Origin of the sequence: Nitritalea halalkaliphila LW7 (assembly GCF_000265075.1) — a bacterium.
GTDB classification, from domain to species: Bacteria; Bacteroidota; Bacteroidia; order Cytophagales; family Cyclobacteriaceae; genus Nitritalea; species Nitritalea halalkaliphila.
Genome location: NZ_AJYA01000037.1, coordinates 1 through 15,828, shown reverse-complemented (window position 1 = coordinate 15,828; position 15,828 = coordinate 1). Strand labels below are relative to the sequence as shown.

Here is a 15,828-nt window from a genome sequence, read left to right as displayed (position 1 = left end):
GGAAAGATTCGTACGGCCCTCGTCGGGTTCGGTTCGGTGGCGAAAACCCAGCATGCTCCTTTGATACAGGTGAGCCTGAGCTCACGCTGACGGCGGTGGTACAGCGGCATGGGGATGAGGCCAAAACCTTATATCCGGATGTGGAAATTTACCGTTCCTTAGAAGATTTATTGGCTGCGGATGCAGCGGATTTGGTGGTGATTTTAACGCCAAATGCCCTGCATTTTCCTCAGGCGAAGTTGGCTTTAGAGGCGGGTAAGCATGTGGTGGTGGATAAGCCAGTCACGGTGCATGCTGCTGAGGCGGAGGAGTTGCAGCGTTTGGCTGTCGCCAAAGGGCTTGTGCTTACGGTGTTTCAAAACCGCCGTTGGGATGGTGATTTTCAGACGGTGCGGGCACTGGTTCGGGAAGAGCGTTTGGGTCGTTTGTGTCATTTTGAGAGTCATTTTGATCGTTTTCGTCCTGAGGTTGGGGGTAATTGGCGGGAGCAAGCTGTTCCGGGTAATGGGATCACCTACGATTTGGGGACGCATTTAATCGATCAGGCGTATGTGTTGTTCGGTGCCCCGGAGGCTTTGGAGGCGAGTATTTTAGTTCAGCGGGAGGGCACGGATGCGGACGATTTTTTTGATATACGTCTATTTTATCCGGGCTTGTATGTGCGTTTGACGGCTTCGGTGCTGATGGCCGCTCCATGGCCTCGGTTTTTGCTTGGGGGCACGGCAGGTACGTATCAGAAGTTTGGTCTTGATGTGCAGGAGAAGGCTTTTAAAGCGGGGATTTTACCGGAGGGCCCTGACTGGGGCCAAGAGGATCCTGAGCGCTACGGACAGCTTTTTACGGGAGAGCAGGTACATGCAGTGCCTACTGTAGCAGGGGATTACCGCAAGTTTTATGCGAATGTGGCTGCGGCTATTCGTGGGGAGGCGGCCCTGGAGGTACGGATGGAGGAAGCAATCGCGGTTTTGCGCTTAGTGGAGGCAGCGCGTCGCAGTCAGGAAATGGGGCGGCGGCTTTCAGCTTCGGAGATTTTCGGGTAGATGCTACGCCTTCTGACTAAATTAGAGCAATTCAAATGGAAGCGTAAGCTGCTGTAGCTACCAATAAATGGAAAAAATTGGCCAGTCGCCAACTGGCCAAACACCTCTCTTTATTCTCGCCCGATAGGGAGCATAAAGAGAGGTCAGTGGATTTTTAGGGACGTTCAGGAGCGCGGTTAGGATAGTCGGTGATGATACCGTCTACGCCGAGCTGCAGTAAGGCCTCCATTTCTTCTGTCGTATTTACAGTCCAGGGAATTACCTGCATGCCTTTGGCCTGTAAGGCCTCCACGGTCTCCTGTTTTAGCCCCCTGTAAAAGGGAGAGTAGATGGCGGGTGCGAAACCCAGCTGCTGCAAGTACTGCTCGTGATTATTCGGTAGCGTGATCAGCATGGCTAAGGTAACATCGGGATGCGCTTGGTGCAGGTACTGCAGGACGCGGAAATCAAAAGACTGGATGTTAAAGCGGCTTTTCGGAAGCACCCCTTCCAAGGCGGCGATCACCAGTTCCGAAAATTCAGCGGGGGCAGGATGGTAGACGCCATCGCCCTCGGGCATACTCTTTATTTCGATATTATAGTTCGGAGCGGGCAGGCCCATCGCTTCCACATAGGCCTCGGCGGCAGCGATCAGATCGAGCATGCGGGGCTTGCTGACATGAAAGTTTACCTGCTGCTCAAAACCCGGCGCGGGCAGGCTGCCGCAGTCGTAACTTTTCACCTCTTCATAGGTCATTTTATAAATATTATGACTGCGGTCTTCGCTCGGGATGCGGGCACCGCTGGGATCCAGGCAGATGGCTGGGTTCATCCAGGGCTCGTGGCTGACGATCAACTCTCCATCTTGGGTTACTGCCAAATCGATTTCCAGTGTGCTTGCCCCTAAGTCGAGGGCTTTAATCATGGCAGGAATGGTGTTTTCAGGCATCAGCCGCGGGCACCTCGGTGACCTTGCAGGTCAAAGGGGCGCTGCCCAAAGCTGGACGCGTGTAGCAACAGGGTGCCGAGAAATAGAAATAGGTACTTGCTCATAGGGATTTTCGTTTGGGCAAAAATAAACCTTCGGAAAATGAAATGGCTTTTCCGAAGGTTACTAAATTATGAAGCTATGCGGCAGTGGGCTTAGGAGCGCGCTTCGTCTCCTACTACATCGCCATACAGGTCGAAAGCATCCGCGTCATGAACACGCACCTGTACGAAATCTCCGATGCGGCAGTAGTGCTTGGAGGCATCGATCAAGACCTCATTATCTACTTCCACCGAATCGTAGGCGGTACGACCTACGAAGTAGCCATTCTCCTTTTTATCGATGAGCACCTTAAAGGTTTTGCCCACTTTTTCTGCATTTAGCTCTTGGCTGATGCCCTCCTGCACCTCCATGAGGAGATTCGCACGCTCCTGCTTTACTTCTGCCGGGATACTGTCTTCCATCGTGTAGGCATGGGTGTTTTCCTCATGGCTGTAGGTAAAGACTCCGAGGCGCTCGAAGCGCATTTTTTCCACGAAGCCGAGCATTTCTTCGAAGGCAGCTTCGTCTTCCCCTGGGTGCCCGGTGATGAGCGTGGTGCGAATGGCGATCTCGGGTAAAATATCCCGAATGGAGTGGATCAGCTCTTCTTGTTTTTCTCTGCTTGTGCCGCGGCGCATCGCTTTGAGCACGGAAGTGCTCCCATGCTGCAGCGGAATGTCGAGGTAGTTACAAATGTTTTCACGCTCTTTCATCACCTGAATGACCTCCATCGGGAAGCCTGTCGGGAAGGCATAGTGCAGGCGGATCCAGTCGATCCCTTCCACATCAGAAAGGGCGCGCATGAGGTCGGCCAGCTTACGCTCCTTATAGAGGTCTAAGCCATAGTACGTGGAGTCCTGCGCGATGAGAAGCAGTTCCTTCGTGCCATTCGCGGCCTTATGCTGCGCTTCTTTTACGAGCTCATCGATGCTACGGGAGACGTGTCCACCCCGCATGAGTGGAATGGCGCAGAAGGAGCAGGGGCGGTCACAGCCCTCCGAAATCTTCATGTACGCATAGTGGGAGGCATGGCTGAGCAGACGTTCGCCGACCAGCTCTTGCTTGTAATCTGCCTTAAAGGTTTTTAGCAGCGCGGGCAGGTCGCGGGTGCCAAAATAGGCATCCACCTGTGGGATTTCTACTTCCAGTTCTTCTCTGTAGCGCTGGGAGAGACAGCCGGTCACGTAGACCTTATCCACGAGGCCCTGCTCCTTCGCATCCACATACTGCAGAATCGTGTCGATCGACTCCTGCTTGGCGTTATCGATAAACCCGCAGGTATTGATGATGACGATGTTATTATCCTGCTGCTGTGATTCGTGGTGGGCGTCGATCCCATTTCCGCGCAGCTGGGTGAGCATCACCTCGGAGTCCACTAGATTTTTCGAGCAGCCCATGGTGATGATATTGACTTTATTTTTCTTTAGTGTTCTTGCCTTCACGCTTAGATCCTTCTTTAAGGTGCAAAGATACGATTTTTTCACCTGATAGAAAGCGGATTACTGGGAAGCTTTTTCAGGCTTATGAGGAGAATGTTATCAAATGGCGCATGTGATGAAAGTATTCATAATCTAAGCTTAATCCGAAATTAACCAAGAATAGGAGGGGCCGGCGTACATTTGTAGCACGTACAGCAAACGATTTTTTTCATTTCCTTGCATTCATTTTTCAGCGTCGATGGGATATCGACGCTTTTGCTTTTTTTAGGCCTCCCGCCATCCTTTGCCGCCAGGCAAAAGCCCTTTTTTATAGGCGGAAGGGGTCATGCCGGTCACTTTTTTAAACTGCGCAGAGAGGTGCTGGACGGAGCTGTAGTCCAGGAGGTAGGCCAGCTCCGACAGGGTGCGCTCCTCGTAAAAAAGGAGTTCTTTTACGCGTTCGATTTTTAAGCCGATGAAATATTTCTCCAGTGTCATGCCCTCCAGACTGCTGAAAAGTTGGCTCAGGGCACTATAATCCTCTCCCATGTAGCTGCTGAGTTTTTCGGTCAGGTGGAAGCCTGAGGGGATTTCTTCCTGCTGTACGATGTTCCGGAGGAAGGTCTTGATACGCTCGATTTTGATTGCCTCCTTGTCTTTAAGGCGCTCGAAGCCAGGCGCTGCAGGGCGGATTCGAGCTGAGCCTCCTCTTCCGGGCGCAGGGGGCGCTGCAGGAGGACCTCCCCCAGCACGACTTTCTCCGCCGGCAGCTGCAGCTGGGCTAAGGTGTTTTCTACCGCCAAGATGCAGCGAGGGCAAACCATATGTTTGATGCGGATTTTTTCCATTTTTTACGTGTATCAGTCTCTCTTAACAGTAAAACCAAAGAAAAGATTCTTTCCTAAGGATTCCTTTGAACTGCAAAATCTTGTGCCTAATTTGGTAGCAAAACCCAAAACGATCGATCATGTCTACTACGCTTCCCCATGTGCCGGCTACTGTTTTTAACCGAGATGGCTTTACTGATGCTGAACTGCTCCACCTGTACGAACAGCTGCTGCTTCCCCGCCGGATAGAGGAGAAGATGCTGATTCTGCTGCGGCAGGGGAAAATTTCCAAATGGTTCAGTGGCTGGGGCCAAGAGGCGATTTCGGTGGGGGCGGTGACTGCGCTTCATCCGGAGGAGTTCATTCTTCCCATGCACCGGAATCTCGGCATTTTTACGGGGCGCGGCATGCCTCTAGCGCGGCTTTTCGCGCAGTTTCAGGGGAAAGCCCTCGGCTACACGAAGGGGCGGGACCGCTCCTTTCATTTTGGGGCACCCGAACACCATATCGTCGGAATGATTTCTCACCTCGGGCCGCAGCTGGCAGTGGCGGACGGCATCGCGCTGGCGGACACGCTAAGCGGGCAGCAGGCGGTCACGCTGGTATTTTCCGGGGATGGTGCCAGCTCTGAGGGGGACTTTCATGAGGGCTTGAATGTGGCGGCGGTTTGGCGTCTGCCGGTGATTTTCGTGATCGAGCATAATGGCTACGGCCTGTCCACCCCGAGCGAGCAGCAGTTCGCATTCCAGCATTTCACCGAGAAGGGGCCGGGATATGGCATGGAAGCCGTACGGGTCGATGGCAATGATGTGCTGGCGGTGCACCGCTGTATTCGGGAGCTCGCGGCTTCTATGCGCACGGATCCGCGGCCTGTTTTAGTGGAGGCCATGACCTTTCGGATGCGGGGCCATGAGGAAGCTTCAGGGACGAAATATGTGCCGAAGGAGCTGATGGAGGCCTGGTCGGCCAAAGATCCCGTCCTCCGTTACACGGCATTTTTAGAAGCTATACAGGTGCTGGATGAGGCGAAGCGTGCCGAGATTGACCAGCGCATCAAACAGGCCATCGAGGAAGGGTTGGAAGAGGCCTTTGCGGCTCCTGCCGTTCTGCCTGATCCCGCTCGGGAGCTGGCGGACTGCTATGCTCCTGCACCTGCTCCGCCTGCGGCGATTCCCGCTCCTCAGGGGCCTGAGCGCCGGTTCGTGGATGCCATTCGTGAAGGGCTTTGGCAGGGCATGGAGCGTTTCCCGAATTTGGTGGCCATGGGCCAAGATATCGGTGCTTATGGAGGGGTTTTTAAGGTTACGGAAGGATTTGTGGAGCGTTTTGGCGCTGCGCGCGTCCGAAATACACCGCTCTGCGAGTCGGCCATCGTGGGGACTGCCCTAGGGCTCTCCATAAAGGGGTTTAAGGCGATGGTGGAAATGCAGTTTGCGGATTTTGTGAGCTGCGGGTTTAATCAAATCGTCAACAACCTGGCCAAGGTCCATTACCGCTGGGGGCAGCAGGCGGACGTACTTATTCGCATGCCCACCGGTGCTGGAGTGGGGGCGGGCCCCTTTCACTCGCAGTCGAATGAGGCTTGGTTTTTCCATACGCCTGGGCTGAAAATCGTGTACCCTTCGACGCCTTATGATGCGAAAGGGCTTCTGCTTGCTGCCCTAGAGGACCCGAATCCTTATTTGTTTTTCGAGCATAAGGCGCTGTACAGAAGCCTCTCGGGGCCTGTTCCTGAGGAAGCCTACCGACTGCCCATCGGCCAAGCTGCCGTCGTGGCGGAAGGGGAGCAGGCACTGATCATCACCTATGGCATGGGGGTGCACTGGGCGCTGGCCTGTCGAGAGGCGGAGGGATTGGATGTGGCGATCGTGGATCTGCGCACCCTGCTCCCATGGGATAAAGAGACGGTGCGCGCCCAAGTGAAGCGTTGTAATCGGGTGCTGGTCCTGCATGAAGACTGCTTGACTGGGGGAATCGGCGGGGAAATCGCTGCCTGGATCGCGGAGGAGTGTTTCCAAGATTTGGATGCTCCTGTTATGCGGCTGGGTGCTCTCGATACACCAGTTCCGTTCGCTGCGTCGCTGGAGAAAAGCTTTTTACCTGAGCAGCGTCTGGCGGGCAAGTTGCGGGAATTATTGGCCTACTAGGGCAGGTGTTTGGCTATAGGGGCAACAGGTAATCAGCTGGGCAGCCTTACTGAGACTGCCAAGAAGACAGAACATGTGTGTTTTGGCATAAATATTGTTTAAGGTTTAGAAATTACTAAACCAACTATTCTTGGGAAGCTGTGTCATGCGGCTTCCTTTTTTTTTATCCTTTTCTTTTAAAAAGTGAAGGAGAAAACTAAATTTGTTAGTGGGAAATCCTCATTCTCCATCTTTTCCAAACCCTTTTAACTGCCGGTTCAATCATGCCTTTCGTCACTCGTTTTATGCTGAAAAAAGTTATTCTAAGCGGAAGCAGCTCGCTACTACCACGTCGGGTATTCGGTTTTACGTCCTTGCTTTTAGTAGGTCTCTTCATCGGTGGACTTCGCCCGCTTTTGGCGCAGGATTTTTTGGTGCAGGTGGAGTCGCGTGTTGGGTTCGCGACGGGAGAGCTGCAGCGGGAGGCTCCTGGCTTGGTGATGCCTGAGCTTAGCGTGGGGTTCTTGTACCAGCTGCCTGAGTTGCCCTTAGAGCTGGGTGTGCGCATCGGCTACAGCCTGTATGGCAGCAAATTAGAAGAGCGAAATGATTTGTTTTTGAATCAGCTGGAGGATTTGCGGCTCCGCCGCTTAAACTATACCTGGAATTACATGGGCGTGTTTCGCTTCTTTCCGCAGGTGTATGGCAAGGTATTTCCTTTCGTGGAGGTGCAGGCGGGCTTTATTCGGATCGCTTCTTCCTATGCGATTCGGGAGACGGCTTTCGACGAGCCTTTCGAGCGACAGCGGGATTTCGGCACCTGGACGCAGGCTTTCCAAGGGGGCGGCGGGCTGATGATTCCGTTTAAGGATCCGAGCATCGGCAATATCGAGGTGAAGCTGCTCTACCAGAACACGGCGCGGACGGATTTTTTACGGCGCGGCGATGTGCTTTTTTTGCCTGATCCGGATGGAGAGCGGAATGGTATTTTCGATTTTAATACACGAAGAAGCGCGCTACAGCTCTTCGTGCCGACGGTGGCGCTTAGTTTTTATTTATAAGCGAGGGGCGCTGAATGCTGATCGCCTGTTCATAGACGCGAATGCGCAGTTCCTCGGGGCGGTCTTCGCCGAAGAGGGCTTCTAAAAATTGCATTTCTCGGTTACCGGGGACGCGGATTTCTACGGAAATTACCCCATCACGTACCATGTCGAGTGCCTCGGCTGCCGCGCGCGAGAGGTCGATGCTATGGGCGCTTTTTCGGGGTAGGCGGTCATTAATGGTGACCCGAACCTGCTGTCCATTCGCGGGATTAAGCACGAGCACTTCCGTGCCAAAGGGCAGAAACTTGTGTGCGGCCGTAAAGCCATGCATATCATACACTTCTCCGCTGGCAGTTTTTTTCAGATGGAATTTTTTCGCATAGAAACTGGCAGTGCCTTCCTGAATTTTAAAGGCATGTGCAGGCAGGGGGGTGCCTGGATCGTTTAGCGCCGCGGCAGGCCGCAAAAAAGGGCTAAAACAAAGCAGAAAAAGAAATAAAGCGATTTTTTTCATCTTCATGGCGATAGCAAGTTAAATGCCAAAATCCATAAATCAAAATAGAAGAAAGTCGGGATGAATGGCTGATGGAATCTTTTCTTTCTGACTGGTTATGAGTCGTTTTTCAGCAGGGTATTTGTTTTTTAGGATATTGGGCGTATATTGTGTGGAGTAAGTGAAAAATAACCCACCTTTTATGTGGGTTTTAAGCCCAATTTTTCGCTTGCTGACGCCCTAAAATACGCCTAGATAAACCCGGTTTCTGTTGCGAAATTAACAGAATTTAACCCATTGTGTATGCTTACCCCTGGAGTGGCCTCACATCTGTGGCATGTGCTTCGTCCTCTGGGTGTTTACTGTAATGATATGACAAATGAGATGAGTTCCAAGCAGCAGTCCGCCCGCCCCTTACTGGCGCCTTGCAGCTCGCTGCGCAACAAAGTGCGCTTGTATTTGATTTGCCAATTTTGGTCGGTGAAGAGGCTGTTCCGGAAACCGCGCCCAATGGAGCGGGAGCGGACAAAAGAGCTTGGCTAAGGCTAAAGCGATAGGTCATTTCCAAATATCTGCTTACTTTAGTCCAAAAATTAAGGCATGATACTTCAGGAGGTGCAGACGGAGGCCGATAAAAAGGCCTTTTTACAGGTGGCAGTGGATTTATACCAGGAGGAAAAGAACTGGATTCGTCCGCTGGATAAAGATATCGATGGGATTTTTAATCCCGAAGTAAATAAGCTTTTTAAGCAGGGTGGCAAGGCGCGGCGCTGGTTGCTGCGCGAAGGAGATCGGTACATCGGACGTATCGCGGCCTTTGTACATCCCAAGTGGAAGGAAAAGCAGCCCACAGGAGGTGTCGGATTTTTTGAGTGCATCCAAGACCAAAAAGCGGCCTTCCTGCTGCTGGATACGGCGAAGGACTGGCTCGAAGCGGAGGGGATGGAGGCCATGGATGGCCCTGTGAACTTCGGGGAGCGCGATAAGTGGTGGGGCTTGCTGGTAAAGGCTTTTCCCCGCCTAATTATAACATGCCTTGGAATTTCCCTTACTATCAAGAGTTCTTTGAAGCCTATGGCTTCCAAATCTATTTCAAGCAATTCACCTACATGCGTCCCGTTCAGGGTGTGGGCTTCGACCCTAAGATGGTGGAGCGCGCTAATAAAATTCGTGGAAATACCGCCTTTCAGTTTCGCTATTTAAAAGGGAGGGAGCTGAAAGAAAAGGCCCCTACCTACTTTATGGAGGTCTATAATAAGGCCTGGGCACGGCACATGGGCAAGTCGCTTACGCTAAAAGAGACCAGCTTGATGTTTAAGAAGATGCAACCGATTTTAGATGAACGCCTTATCTTTTTCGGTTTTCATCAGGGGGAGCCGGTGAGTTTTTTTATTAATATTCCCGAAATCAATCAAATTTTCAAGTATGTCGATGGGAAGATGGACCTGATCGGGAAGTTGAAATTCCTATGGAACAAGTGGATGAATCCACCCAACAAGATGCTGGGCTTGGTCTTCGGTGTGGTGCCCGAATTTCAAGGGCAGGGGGTGGAAAGTGCCATGATTATGGCCTATGATGAGATGTCAGGGAAGGCTTCTTTCCCGTATAAGACGATCGAAATGAACTGGATCGGTGACTTTAACCCCAAGATGATGCGCGTATGTGAGCAGTTGAATGCGGAAATTTACAAGACGCACCATACCTATCGGTACCTCTTCGATCGGACGAAGCCTTTCGAGCGCCACCCGATTTTCGATTAAGAAGGATTTTCGGGGGGGATGTTGTAACTTGCGCCCTGAAACGAAATAAGCGAAATATGGCAAAGAAATATGATGTAGCAGGGATCGGAAATGCGCTCGTGGACATCGAGTTTACGGTTCAGGAGCAGTTTTTTCTCGATAATCAGGTGGAGAAAGGGATGATGACACTGGTAGATGAGGAGCGCCAAAACGCACTGATGCAGGTGATTAACACGGAGGAGGCAAAAAAACAGTGTGGGGGCTCGGCCGCTAACTCGGTCATCGCGGTGAGTCAGTTCGGTGGCCGCTCTTTTTACTCCTGTAAGGTGGCTGATGATGCGCTGGGTCGCTTTTTCGTGGAGGACATGAAAGAAAGTGGGGTGGATCATAATTTAAATGTGCAGCAGCTGGAAAAGGGTATCACAGGCAAGTGTCTGGTGATGGTAACGCCGGATGCGGAGCGTACGATGAACACTTTTTTAGGTATCACCCAGGATTATAGCGTATCAGATGTGAGTGAGGCGGCGATAAAAGATGCGAAATACTTGTACATGGAGGGCTATCTGGTTACCTCTCCTAACGGTAAAGAAGCCATGCTGCATGCCAAGCGTGTGGCTGAGGCTGCAGGCACGAAGGTGCGCTAACCTTTTCGGATCCTGCGATGGTGAAGTATTTCAAGCCGGTTTTCGAAGAGGTAATCGGCGCTTCGGTGGATTTACTTTTCGCTAATGAGGAGGAGGCGCTGCTGTTTACAGGGGCAGCTACCTTAAAGGAAGCCCGCGAAGAGCTTAAAAAGGTCGCCAAGCACTTTGTGATCACACAGGGAAAAAATGGCGCTACCATTTTCGACGGCGATACCTTTATCGATATCGAACCTTATGCCACCACCGCCATCGACAGTAATGGTGCAGGGGATATGTTTGCCGGCGCCTTTTTATATGGTATCACGAATGGGCATAGCTATGCTTCCAGCGGCAAGCTGGCTTCGATGGCCAGCAGCAAAATCGTCAGTCAGTTCGGTCCCCGCTTGAAATGGCATGAGGCCAAAGAAATTTTAGGACGCTTACATCCTTAACTGTACGTAACACATAAAGCCGGCTCATTCCAGAGTCGGTTTTTTTGATTCCTTTTTGAGGTTTCTACTCTTCTTCTCTGTTTTTACCCCTGTTCTCTCTACTTATGCAACGGTTTTTCACACGCGTTTTTCTCTTTCTGCGCTTTTCGTTTTACTCAGGTACCTGGCGGTTTCTGGGCTACTGCGCTTGTTTATGGGTATGGGTCAGTTGTGCCGTTACTCGGCCAGTAGCTGATGGAGCGGGGCGGCAGGCTCCCCCTGTGGCGGTCAGTAGTGTTTCCCCGGCTGAGGAGCTGGAGACGCTTTTTGTTCCCTTAGACCGTCCCTTTTTGCCAGAGTTTTATGCCACCTTTGCACCGGAGGTGCGTCCGGACCGCTTTTTACTGACCTACGACTGTTTCCTGATCGCTTTCGATTCTCTTAGTCGGAATGCCAAGTGGGTGCAGTATCTGCTCAGTCGGGAGCGGCTCGGGGATGGCGTGGAGCGCAAAGGTAATTTTCGGATGGAGCCCCGCATTCGGGATCTGAGTCCACGTGATGCCGACTATCGGGGGACGGGTTTTGATCGCGGGCATTTAGCACCTGCGGCAGATATGAGCTATGCGGAGCAGTGCATGTACGAAAGTTTTTTCCTGACGAATGTCTCCCCTCAGGTGCCTGCCTTCAACCGGGGGATATGGAAGCGTCTGGAAGACTGGGTACGCACGATTACGGTCGAAAAAGATTCCATTTGGGTGCTGACAGGCCCTGTTTTGGGAAGTGATCGCCCACGCTTGGGGGCGAGTGAGCTAGCTGTTCCGGAGGCTTTTTACAAGGTGCTCTACCGGCCCGATGTGACGGGAGGGCAGGGGCTGGCATTTATTCTCCCGAATGCGGCGGGCACTGGCGATATACGTCAGTTCGCTCGCCCCATTCGGGAGGTGGAGGCCCTTACAGGCTTGAATTTTTTTCCTGTTTTCAGTCCGGCGCTCTCCGCTCGGGTGGAGGAAGAGGTGGACTGGGTGTACTGGTTCGGGACGCCTTAGCGGATATGAATGGCCAGTCCGCCGCCGGGTGCTAAGTAGTGTTCCAGCCGGTCTCCGCGACGCACCGTGCGGGTTTCGATGACGTAGGCTTGCGGGTTTTTATCCCAAGAGGCATCTGCTGCGTCTCCGTAGAGGGTGGCCTCGAAGGTTTTGCCCTCGGGCAAAAAATCTAAATCCAGCACGGTCGTGCGGCTATTTTCATTCGTGATGGCACCTATGAACCAGGCGGCTTGCCCTTTGGCCTTCCGGCCAATGCTCACGTACTCCCCTGGCTCCGCCTCTAAAATGTAGGTGTCCTCCCAGTCCACAGCCACGTCCCGGATAAACTGGAAAGCATCGGGGAAGCGCAAGTAGTTTTCAGGCAGGTCGGCGGCCATCTGCAGGGGGCTGTAAAGGGTGACGTAATAGGCCAACTGTTTCGCCAGGGTGGTTTGTACCAGTTGTTGGCTACCCGTTCCATAATAGGAAAGATCCGTCTGAAAAATTCCCGGAGTGTAGTCCATCGGTCCCCCCATCAGGCGCGTGAAGGGCAGGATGGTCGTATGGTTCGGAGCTAGTCCGCCGAAGGCTTCGAACTCTGTTCCGCGGGCCGATTCCTGAGCGAGCCAGTTGGGGTAGGTGCGGTGCAGACCGGTGGGGCGAGTGGCTTCATGGCTGTTGATCATAATTTTATAGTCTGCAGCGCGCCGGGCTACGTGAATAAAATGATTAACGGCGAGCTGTCCGTCATGATGCTCTCCGCGGGGGATTAATTTCCCCACGTAGCCGGTTTTTACGGAGTTATAGCCATGTTTTTCCATGAAGGCAAAGGCCCTATCCAGGCGGCGCTCATAGTTGGTGATCGCGCCGGAGGTTTCATGGTGCATCATGAGTTTCACCCCTTTAGAGGCGGCATAGGCATTTAGTGCTTCCACATCAAAATCCGGGTAGGGGGTGACGAAATCGAAGACTTCTTCTTTCCACTTGCCGAACCAGTCTTCCCAGCCGATGTTCCAGCCCTCTACGAGCACGGCATCGAAACCGTACTCCGCCGCAAAATCCACGTGTCGGCGTACATTTTCGGCTGTGGCGCCGTGGCGTCCATTCGGGCGGAAGGTGCTAAAGTCATCGCTTAATTTCACATTGGTGGTGTCGCTGTAGGCCCAGGTGCTTTTTCCGGCCACGAAATACTCCCACCAGATGCCGATGTATTTCATTGGCTTGATCCAGGAGACATCTTCCAGTACATGCGGTTCGTTTAAGTTGAGGATCATGCGGTTAGCGGCCAAAATCTGGCGTGCGTCATCTGCCACGATGAGGGTGCGCCAGGGGCTTTGGGCTGGGGTCTGCAGGTAGCCCTTATTGCCGATCGCATCTGGTACCAAGTGGCTCTCCAGGCGGAAGTTTTCAGCGTCCAAGTTGAGCTGCATGGCCGGGTAGTCGATGAGAGCGGCCTCATGCAGATTGATGTAAAGGCCATTCGTGGTCCCTTTTAGCATAAGTGGGGTTTGGACGGCGAGCTGGCTGCGGATGGGGCTTTGGGCATGGATCGGGATGGTAGCGGCCTCCATGGCTTGCGGGATTTCCGAAAGCAGGGAGCTGCTGATGGGATATTCATTGGTGTCATAATCTCCTGGCAGCCAAAACGCCTTATAGTCTTCGGCTAGGTGGAACTGACTATGCTCTTCCTGCAGGATAAAGTAAGTTAGTTGCTCCTGTTTTGGGAATTCATAGCGAAAAGCAAGCCCTTCATCGAAGAGGCGGAAGCGGATGTTCAGTTTTCGACCGGTGTTTGGCTGCGCGAGCTCCACGAGTAGTTCTTGGTAGCGGTTCCGAATGCGGGCATATTCTCCCCAGACGGGCTCCCAGTAGCTATCTTCTGTGGTATGTGTATGGTTTAGGAGTTGAAAACCCGCTAAGAGGTCTTCATCATCTACCAGTGCGAGTCCGAGGCTGCTGGGCTGCAGGACGGGGATTTCTTTATATTGTAGGGAGTAGCTGGGTTTTCCCTGCGTATCGAGGTAGAAGCTGGCCTGTAGGTTTTCTGAGGGTGCGCTAAGGCGCAAAGTGTCCTGTGCCCAGAGGGAAAGGGGCAGGAGAAGCAGTATAAGGCTTCCGAGACTTAGGTTTCGCATGGTATATGTTCGGTTTGATGGATGTATAGGGCTAAAATACGTGCTTTTTTGCGGACTAGGAAGAGAGTTTGTGCTTGGAGCGGAAAGCAAACGTGTGCATAAGAAAAAAAAATTTGTTTTGAATCAGTTGCGAAATTTTGGGTGTGAACAGCATTTCTTTTCCTCCTGACAGCTGGTTCGCTTGTGGTATTTGCGTGTTAATCATTCTTAAAATATAAATCAGGGGTTCAGGAGGTGTGAATGGGCTATCGAATATTGGAAAAGTCATAAAAGTGTAAAATTTGGCTTAAGGACAAAAAACAGAATTTTAATAAAATAGGGGTTTGTATGGGAAGCTGCTCGGGGCGATTCCGGTAGAATTATGTAGTACTGTGGATTTTATTGGTTTACGGATTTTTTTGAAGCTATTTTTCTTAAAAATCAACTTTTTTCGTTAAAATAGGTGTCTGAAAAAGGGGTTTATCTAGAAATTTTTGTATATGAGGTTAAAATTGGTTTCTCCTATTCTTTACGGCTACTAAGTCCTATACAAGTCTTTAAGACACTGCGCGTTTCAGTCTTTGAGGTTAATGGAAAGTGTTTTTAAAGGATTTCGATGTGCGCGTCTTGTACTTTAAATATTTTAAGAATATACACTAAAATATAATTTTTATCAAGCTTTTCAATAGGATATTTTTTAAAATAGCTGCTATTACCGATGAAATTTTATGTTTTAGCATGCTGTATTGTGCTTAGGGAGCCTTGAATTGCTTGATTTCGTGAGTTAAACCTATAGTTAGGGTCATTTTTCGTGTAGCTACATCGAATTTCACCTATTATTCAGACCGCTGGAAATAAGATATTGCCATTAAAATCAAAAGCATAATTTTCTATGGATACGAAAATCGAAAAGTGTATGTTTGAACTATCTAAATAATCAAACTATGCGAAAATTTCTACTCCTAGGGCTTATGCTCCTATTGACCAGCGTGGTGGCGTTTGGTCAAGAACGCATAATTTCGGGTACGGTGGTTTCGGACGATGACGGGTTTCCCGTTCCCGGAGCCACGATCCTATTAAAAGGATCTACGCGCGGTACTGTAACCGATGCAGATGGTAGGTTCTCCATTCGCGTGAACGCTAACTCCGATGTGTTAGAGTTCTCCTTCGTGGGCTACAAGAAGCAAGAGGTAACGGTAGGAAATCAGTCGATTATCGACGTGATTCTATTATCAGAAATTACGGGTCTTAATGAGGTAATCGTGACAGGTTATCTTCCACAGACTAAGCGTGAGATTACGGGCTCTATTTCTTCGGTTCGTGGAGAGGTGATTGAAAACTTGCCTTTACAGTCTTTTGATCGCGCGCTACAAGGTCGTGCTGCGGGTGTACTTGTACAGAATGCAAGTGGTATCCCAGGTTCAGGCGTTCGTGTGCGTATTCGTGGTCAGGGCTCTATTAATGCAGGTAATAATCCACTTTACATTGTGGACGGTGTACAGTTTAATGATGAGAACAGAGCTTCTAACGTAAGTACGAACCCACTTGCTTCCATTAACCCAAATGATATCGAGTCTATCGAGGTATTAAAGGATGCAGCGGCGTCTATTTACGGTGCGCAGGCCGCTAATGGTGTGGTGATCATCACGACCAAGCGTGGTAAGGCTGGTAAGACGAAGATCAACTTCAACACGTACATCGGATCTGTGGAGCCTATTCGTCAGTTAGATATGATGAATTCTCAGGAGTTTATCAATTATAGACTACAAGCGAATAGAAATTTTTATTCACGATTTGCTGCCACAAACCCTGCGAATACGCTTGAGGGGCTTGCTCGTAGAAATGCCTTAGCTGGGATAACTTCTGCAAGTTGGGCACCGCTGGKCTCAGCAACCCTGCACTAGGTGAGCTTCCTATCGAAGATTCAACGAATTTGTAGA

General features: G+C 51.2%; 11 protein-coding genes and 2 pseudogenes. 8 read left to right on the top strand and 5 right to left on the bottom strand.

Features of this window, described 5'->3' with window-relative positions; translation table 11 throughout:
- Positions 1–95: 95 nt before the first annotated feature.
- A complete protein-coding gene (locus A3SI_RS11980; RefSeq protein ID WP_009056212.1) occupies positions 96–1,040 on the top strand; it encodes a Gfo/Idh/MocA family oxidoreductase in 945 nt (314 codons plus the stop codon).
- Positions 1,041–1,194: 154 nt separating this feature from the next.
- Here A3SI_RS11980 and A3SI_RS11975 read toward each other — a convergent pair whose 3' ends face one another.
- The 3 genes from A3SI_RS11975 to A3SI_RS11965 form a co-directional block, all read right to left on the bottom strand.
- Positions 1,195–1,944, bottom strand: coding sequence for a glycerophosphodiester phosphodiesterase family protein (locus tag A3SI_RS11975; RefSeq protein WP_238531740.1), 750 nt, complete (start codon positions 1,942–1,944; stop codon positions 1,195–1,197).
- Between the two features lie 218 nt (positions 1,945–2,162).
- A complete protein-coding gene (rimO, locus tag A3SI_RS11970; RefSeq protein WP_009056208.1) occupies positions 2,163–3,491 on the bottom strand; it encodes a 30S ribosomal protein S12 methylthiotransferase RimO in 1,329 nt (442 codons plus the stop codon).
- A gap of 261 nt (positions 3,492–3,752) precedes the next feature.
- Positions 3,753–4,286: a helix-turn-helix domain-containing protein gene (locus tag A3SI_RS11965; protein WP_009056206.1), complete on the bottom strand. Its 534-nt coding sequence runs from the start codon at positions 4,284–4,286 to the stop codon at positions 3,753–3,755.
- A gap of 148 nt (positions 4,287–4,434) precedes the next feature.
- Between A3SI_RS11965 and A3SI_RS11960 the strand changes: the two genes are divergently transcribed.
- Positions 4,435–6,441 carry an alpha-ketoacid dehydrogenase subunit alpha/beta gene (locus A3SI_RS11960; RefSeq protein ID WP_009056204.1) on the top strand — a complete coding sequence of 669 codons (2,007 nt, stop codon included), beginning with the start codon at positions 4,435–4,437 and terminating at the stop codon, positions 6,439–6,441.
- Positions 6,442–6,704: 263 nt separating this feature from the next.
- Positions 6,705–7,481 (top strand): hypothetical protein, encoded by a 777-nt coding sequence (locus A3SI_RS11955; protein ID WP_009056202.1) that lies wholly within the window; start codon positions 6,705–6,707, stop codon positions 7,479–7,481.
- On the opposite strand, the gene A3SI_RS11950 is transcribed toward A3SI_RS11955, so the two are convergent.
- Entirely contained in the window at positions 7,465–7,983 is a 519-nt protein-coding gene (locus tag A3SI_RS11950; RefSeq protein ID WP_009056200.1) for a septal ring lytic transglycosylase RlpA family protein, read from the bottom strand. The genes A3SI_RS11955 and A3SI_RS11950 overlap by 17 nt on opposite strands.
- Positions 7,984–8,259: 276 nt before the next feature.
- Between A3SI_RS11950 and A3SI_RS18975 the strand changes: the two genes are divergently transcribed.
- The 4 genes and pseudogenes from A3SI_RS18975 to A3SI_RS11935 all read left to right on the top strand — a co-directional run bounded on the left by A3SI_RS18975 (position 8,260) and on the right by A3SI_RS11935 (position 11,795).
- Entirely contained in the window at positions 8,260–8,499 is a 240-nt protein-coding gene (locus tag A3SI_RS18975) for a hypothetical protein (protein ID WP_156810289.1), read from the top strand.
- 57 nt (positions 8,500–8,556) lie between these two features.
- Positions 8,557–9,716: pseudogene (locus A3SI_RS11945) on the top strand (hypothetical protein).
- A 56-nt stretch (positions 9,717–9,772) separates the two neighbouring features.
- Positions 9,773–10,770, top strand: a pseudogene (locus A3SI_RS11940) (adenosine kinase).
- A 104-nt stretch (positions 10,771–10,874) separates the two neighbouring features.
- Positions 10,875–11,795 carry a DNA/RNA non-specific endonuclease gene (locus tag A3SI_RS11935; RefSeq protein ID WP_050977519.1) on the top strand — a complete coding sequence of 307 codons (921 nt, stop codon included), beginning with the start codon at positions 10,875–10,877 and terminating at the stop codon, positions 11,793–11,795.
- Here the strand turns inward: A3SI_RS11935 and A3SI_RS11930 are convergent.
- Positions 11,792–13,909 carry a glycoside hydrolase family 97 protein gene (locus tag A3SI_RS11930; RefSeq protein ID WP_009056196.1) on the bottom strand — a complete coding sequence of 706 codons (2,118 nt, stop codon included), beginning with the start codon at positions 13,907–13,909 and terminating at the stop codon, positions 11,792–11,794. The two genes, A3SI_RS11935 and A3SI_RS11930, sit on opposite strands and share 4 nt — an antisense overlap.
- Positions 13,910–14,832: 923 nt before the next feature.
- Here A3SI_RS11930 and A3SI_RS11920 point away from each other — a divergent pair.
- Positions 14,833–15,792, top strand: a complete 960-nt coding sequence (locus A3SI_RS11920; RefSeq protein ID WP_009056194.1) for a TonB-dependent receptor plug domain-containing protein — start codon at positions 14,833–14,835, stop codon at positions 15,790–15,792.
- The last annotated feature ends 36 nt before the right edge of the window (positions 15,793–15,828 follow it).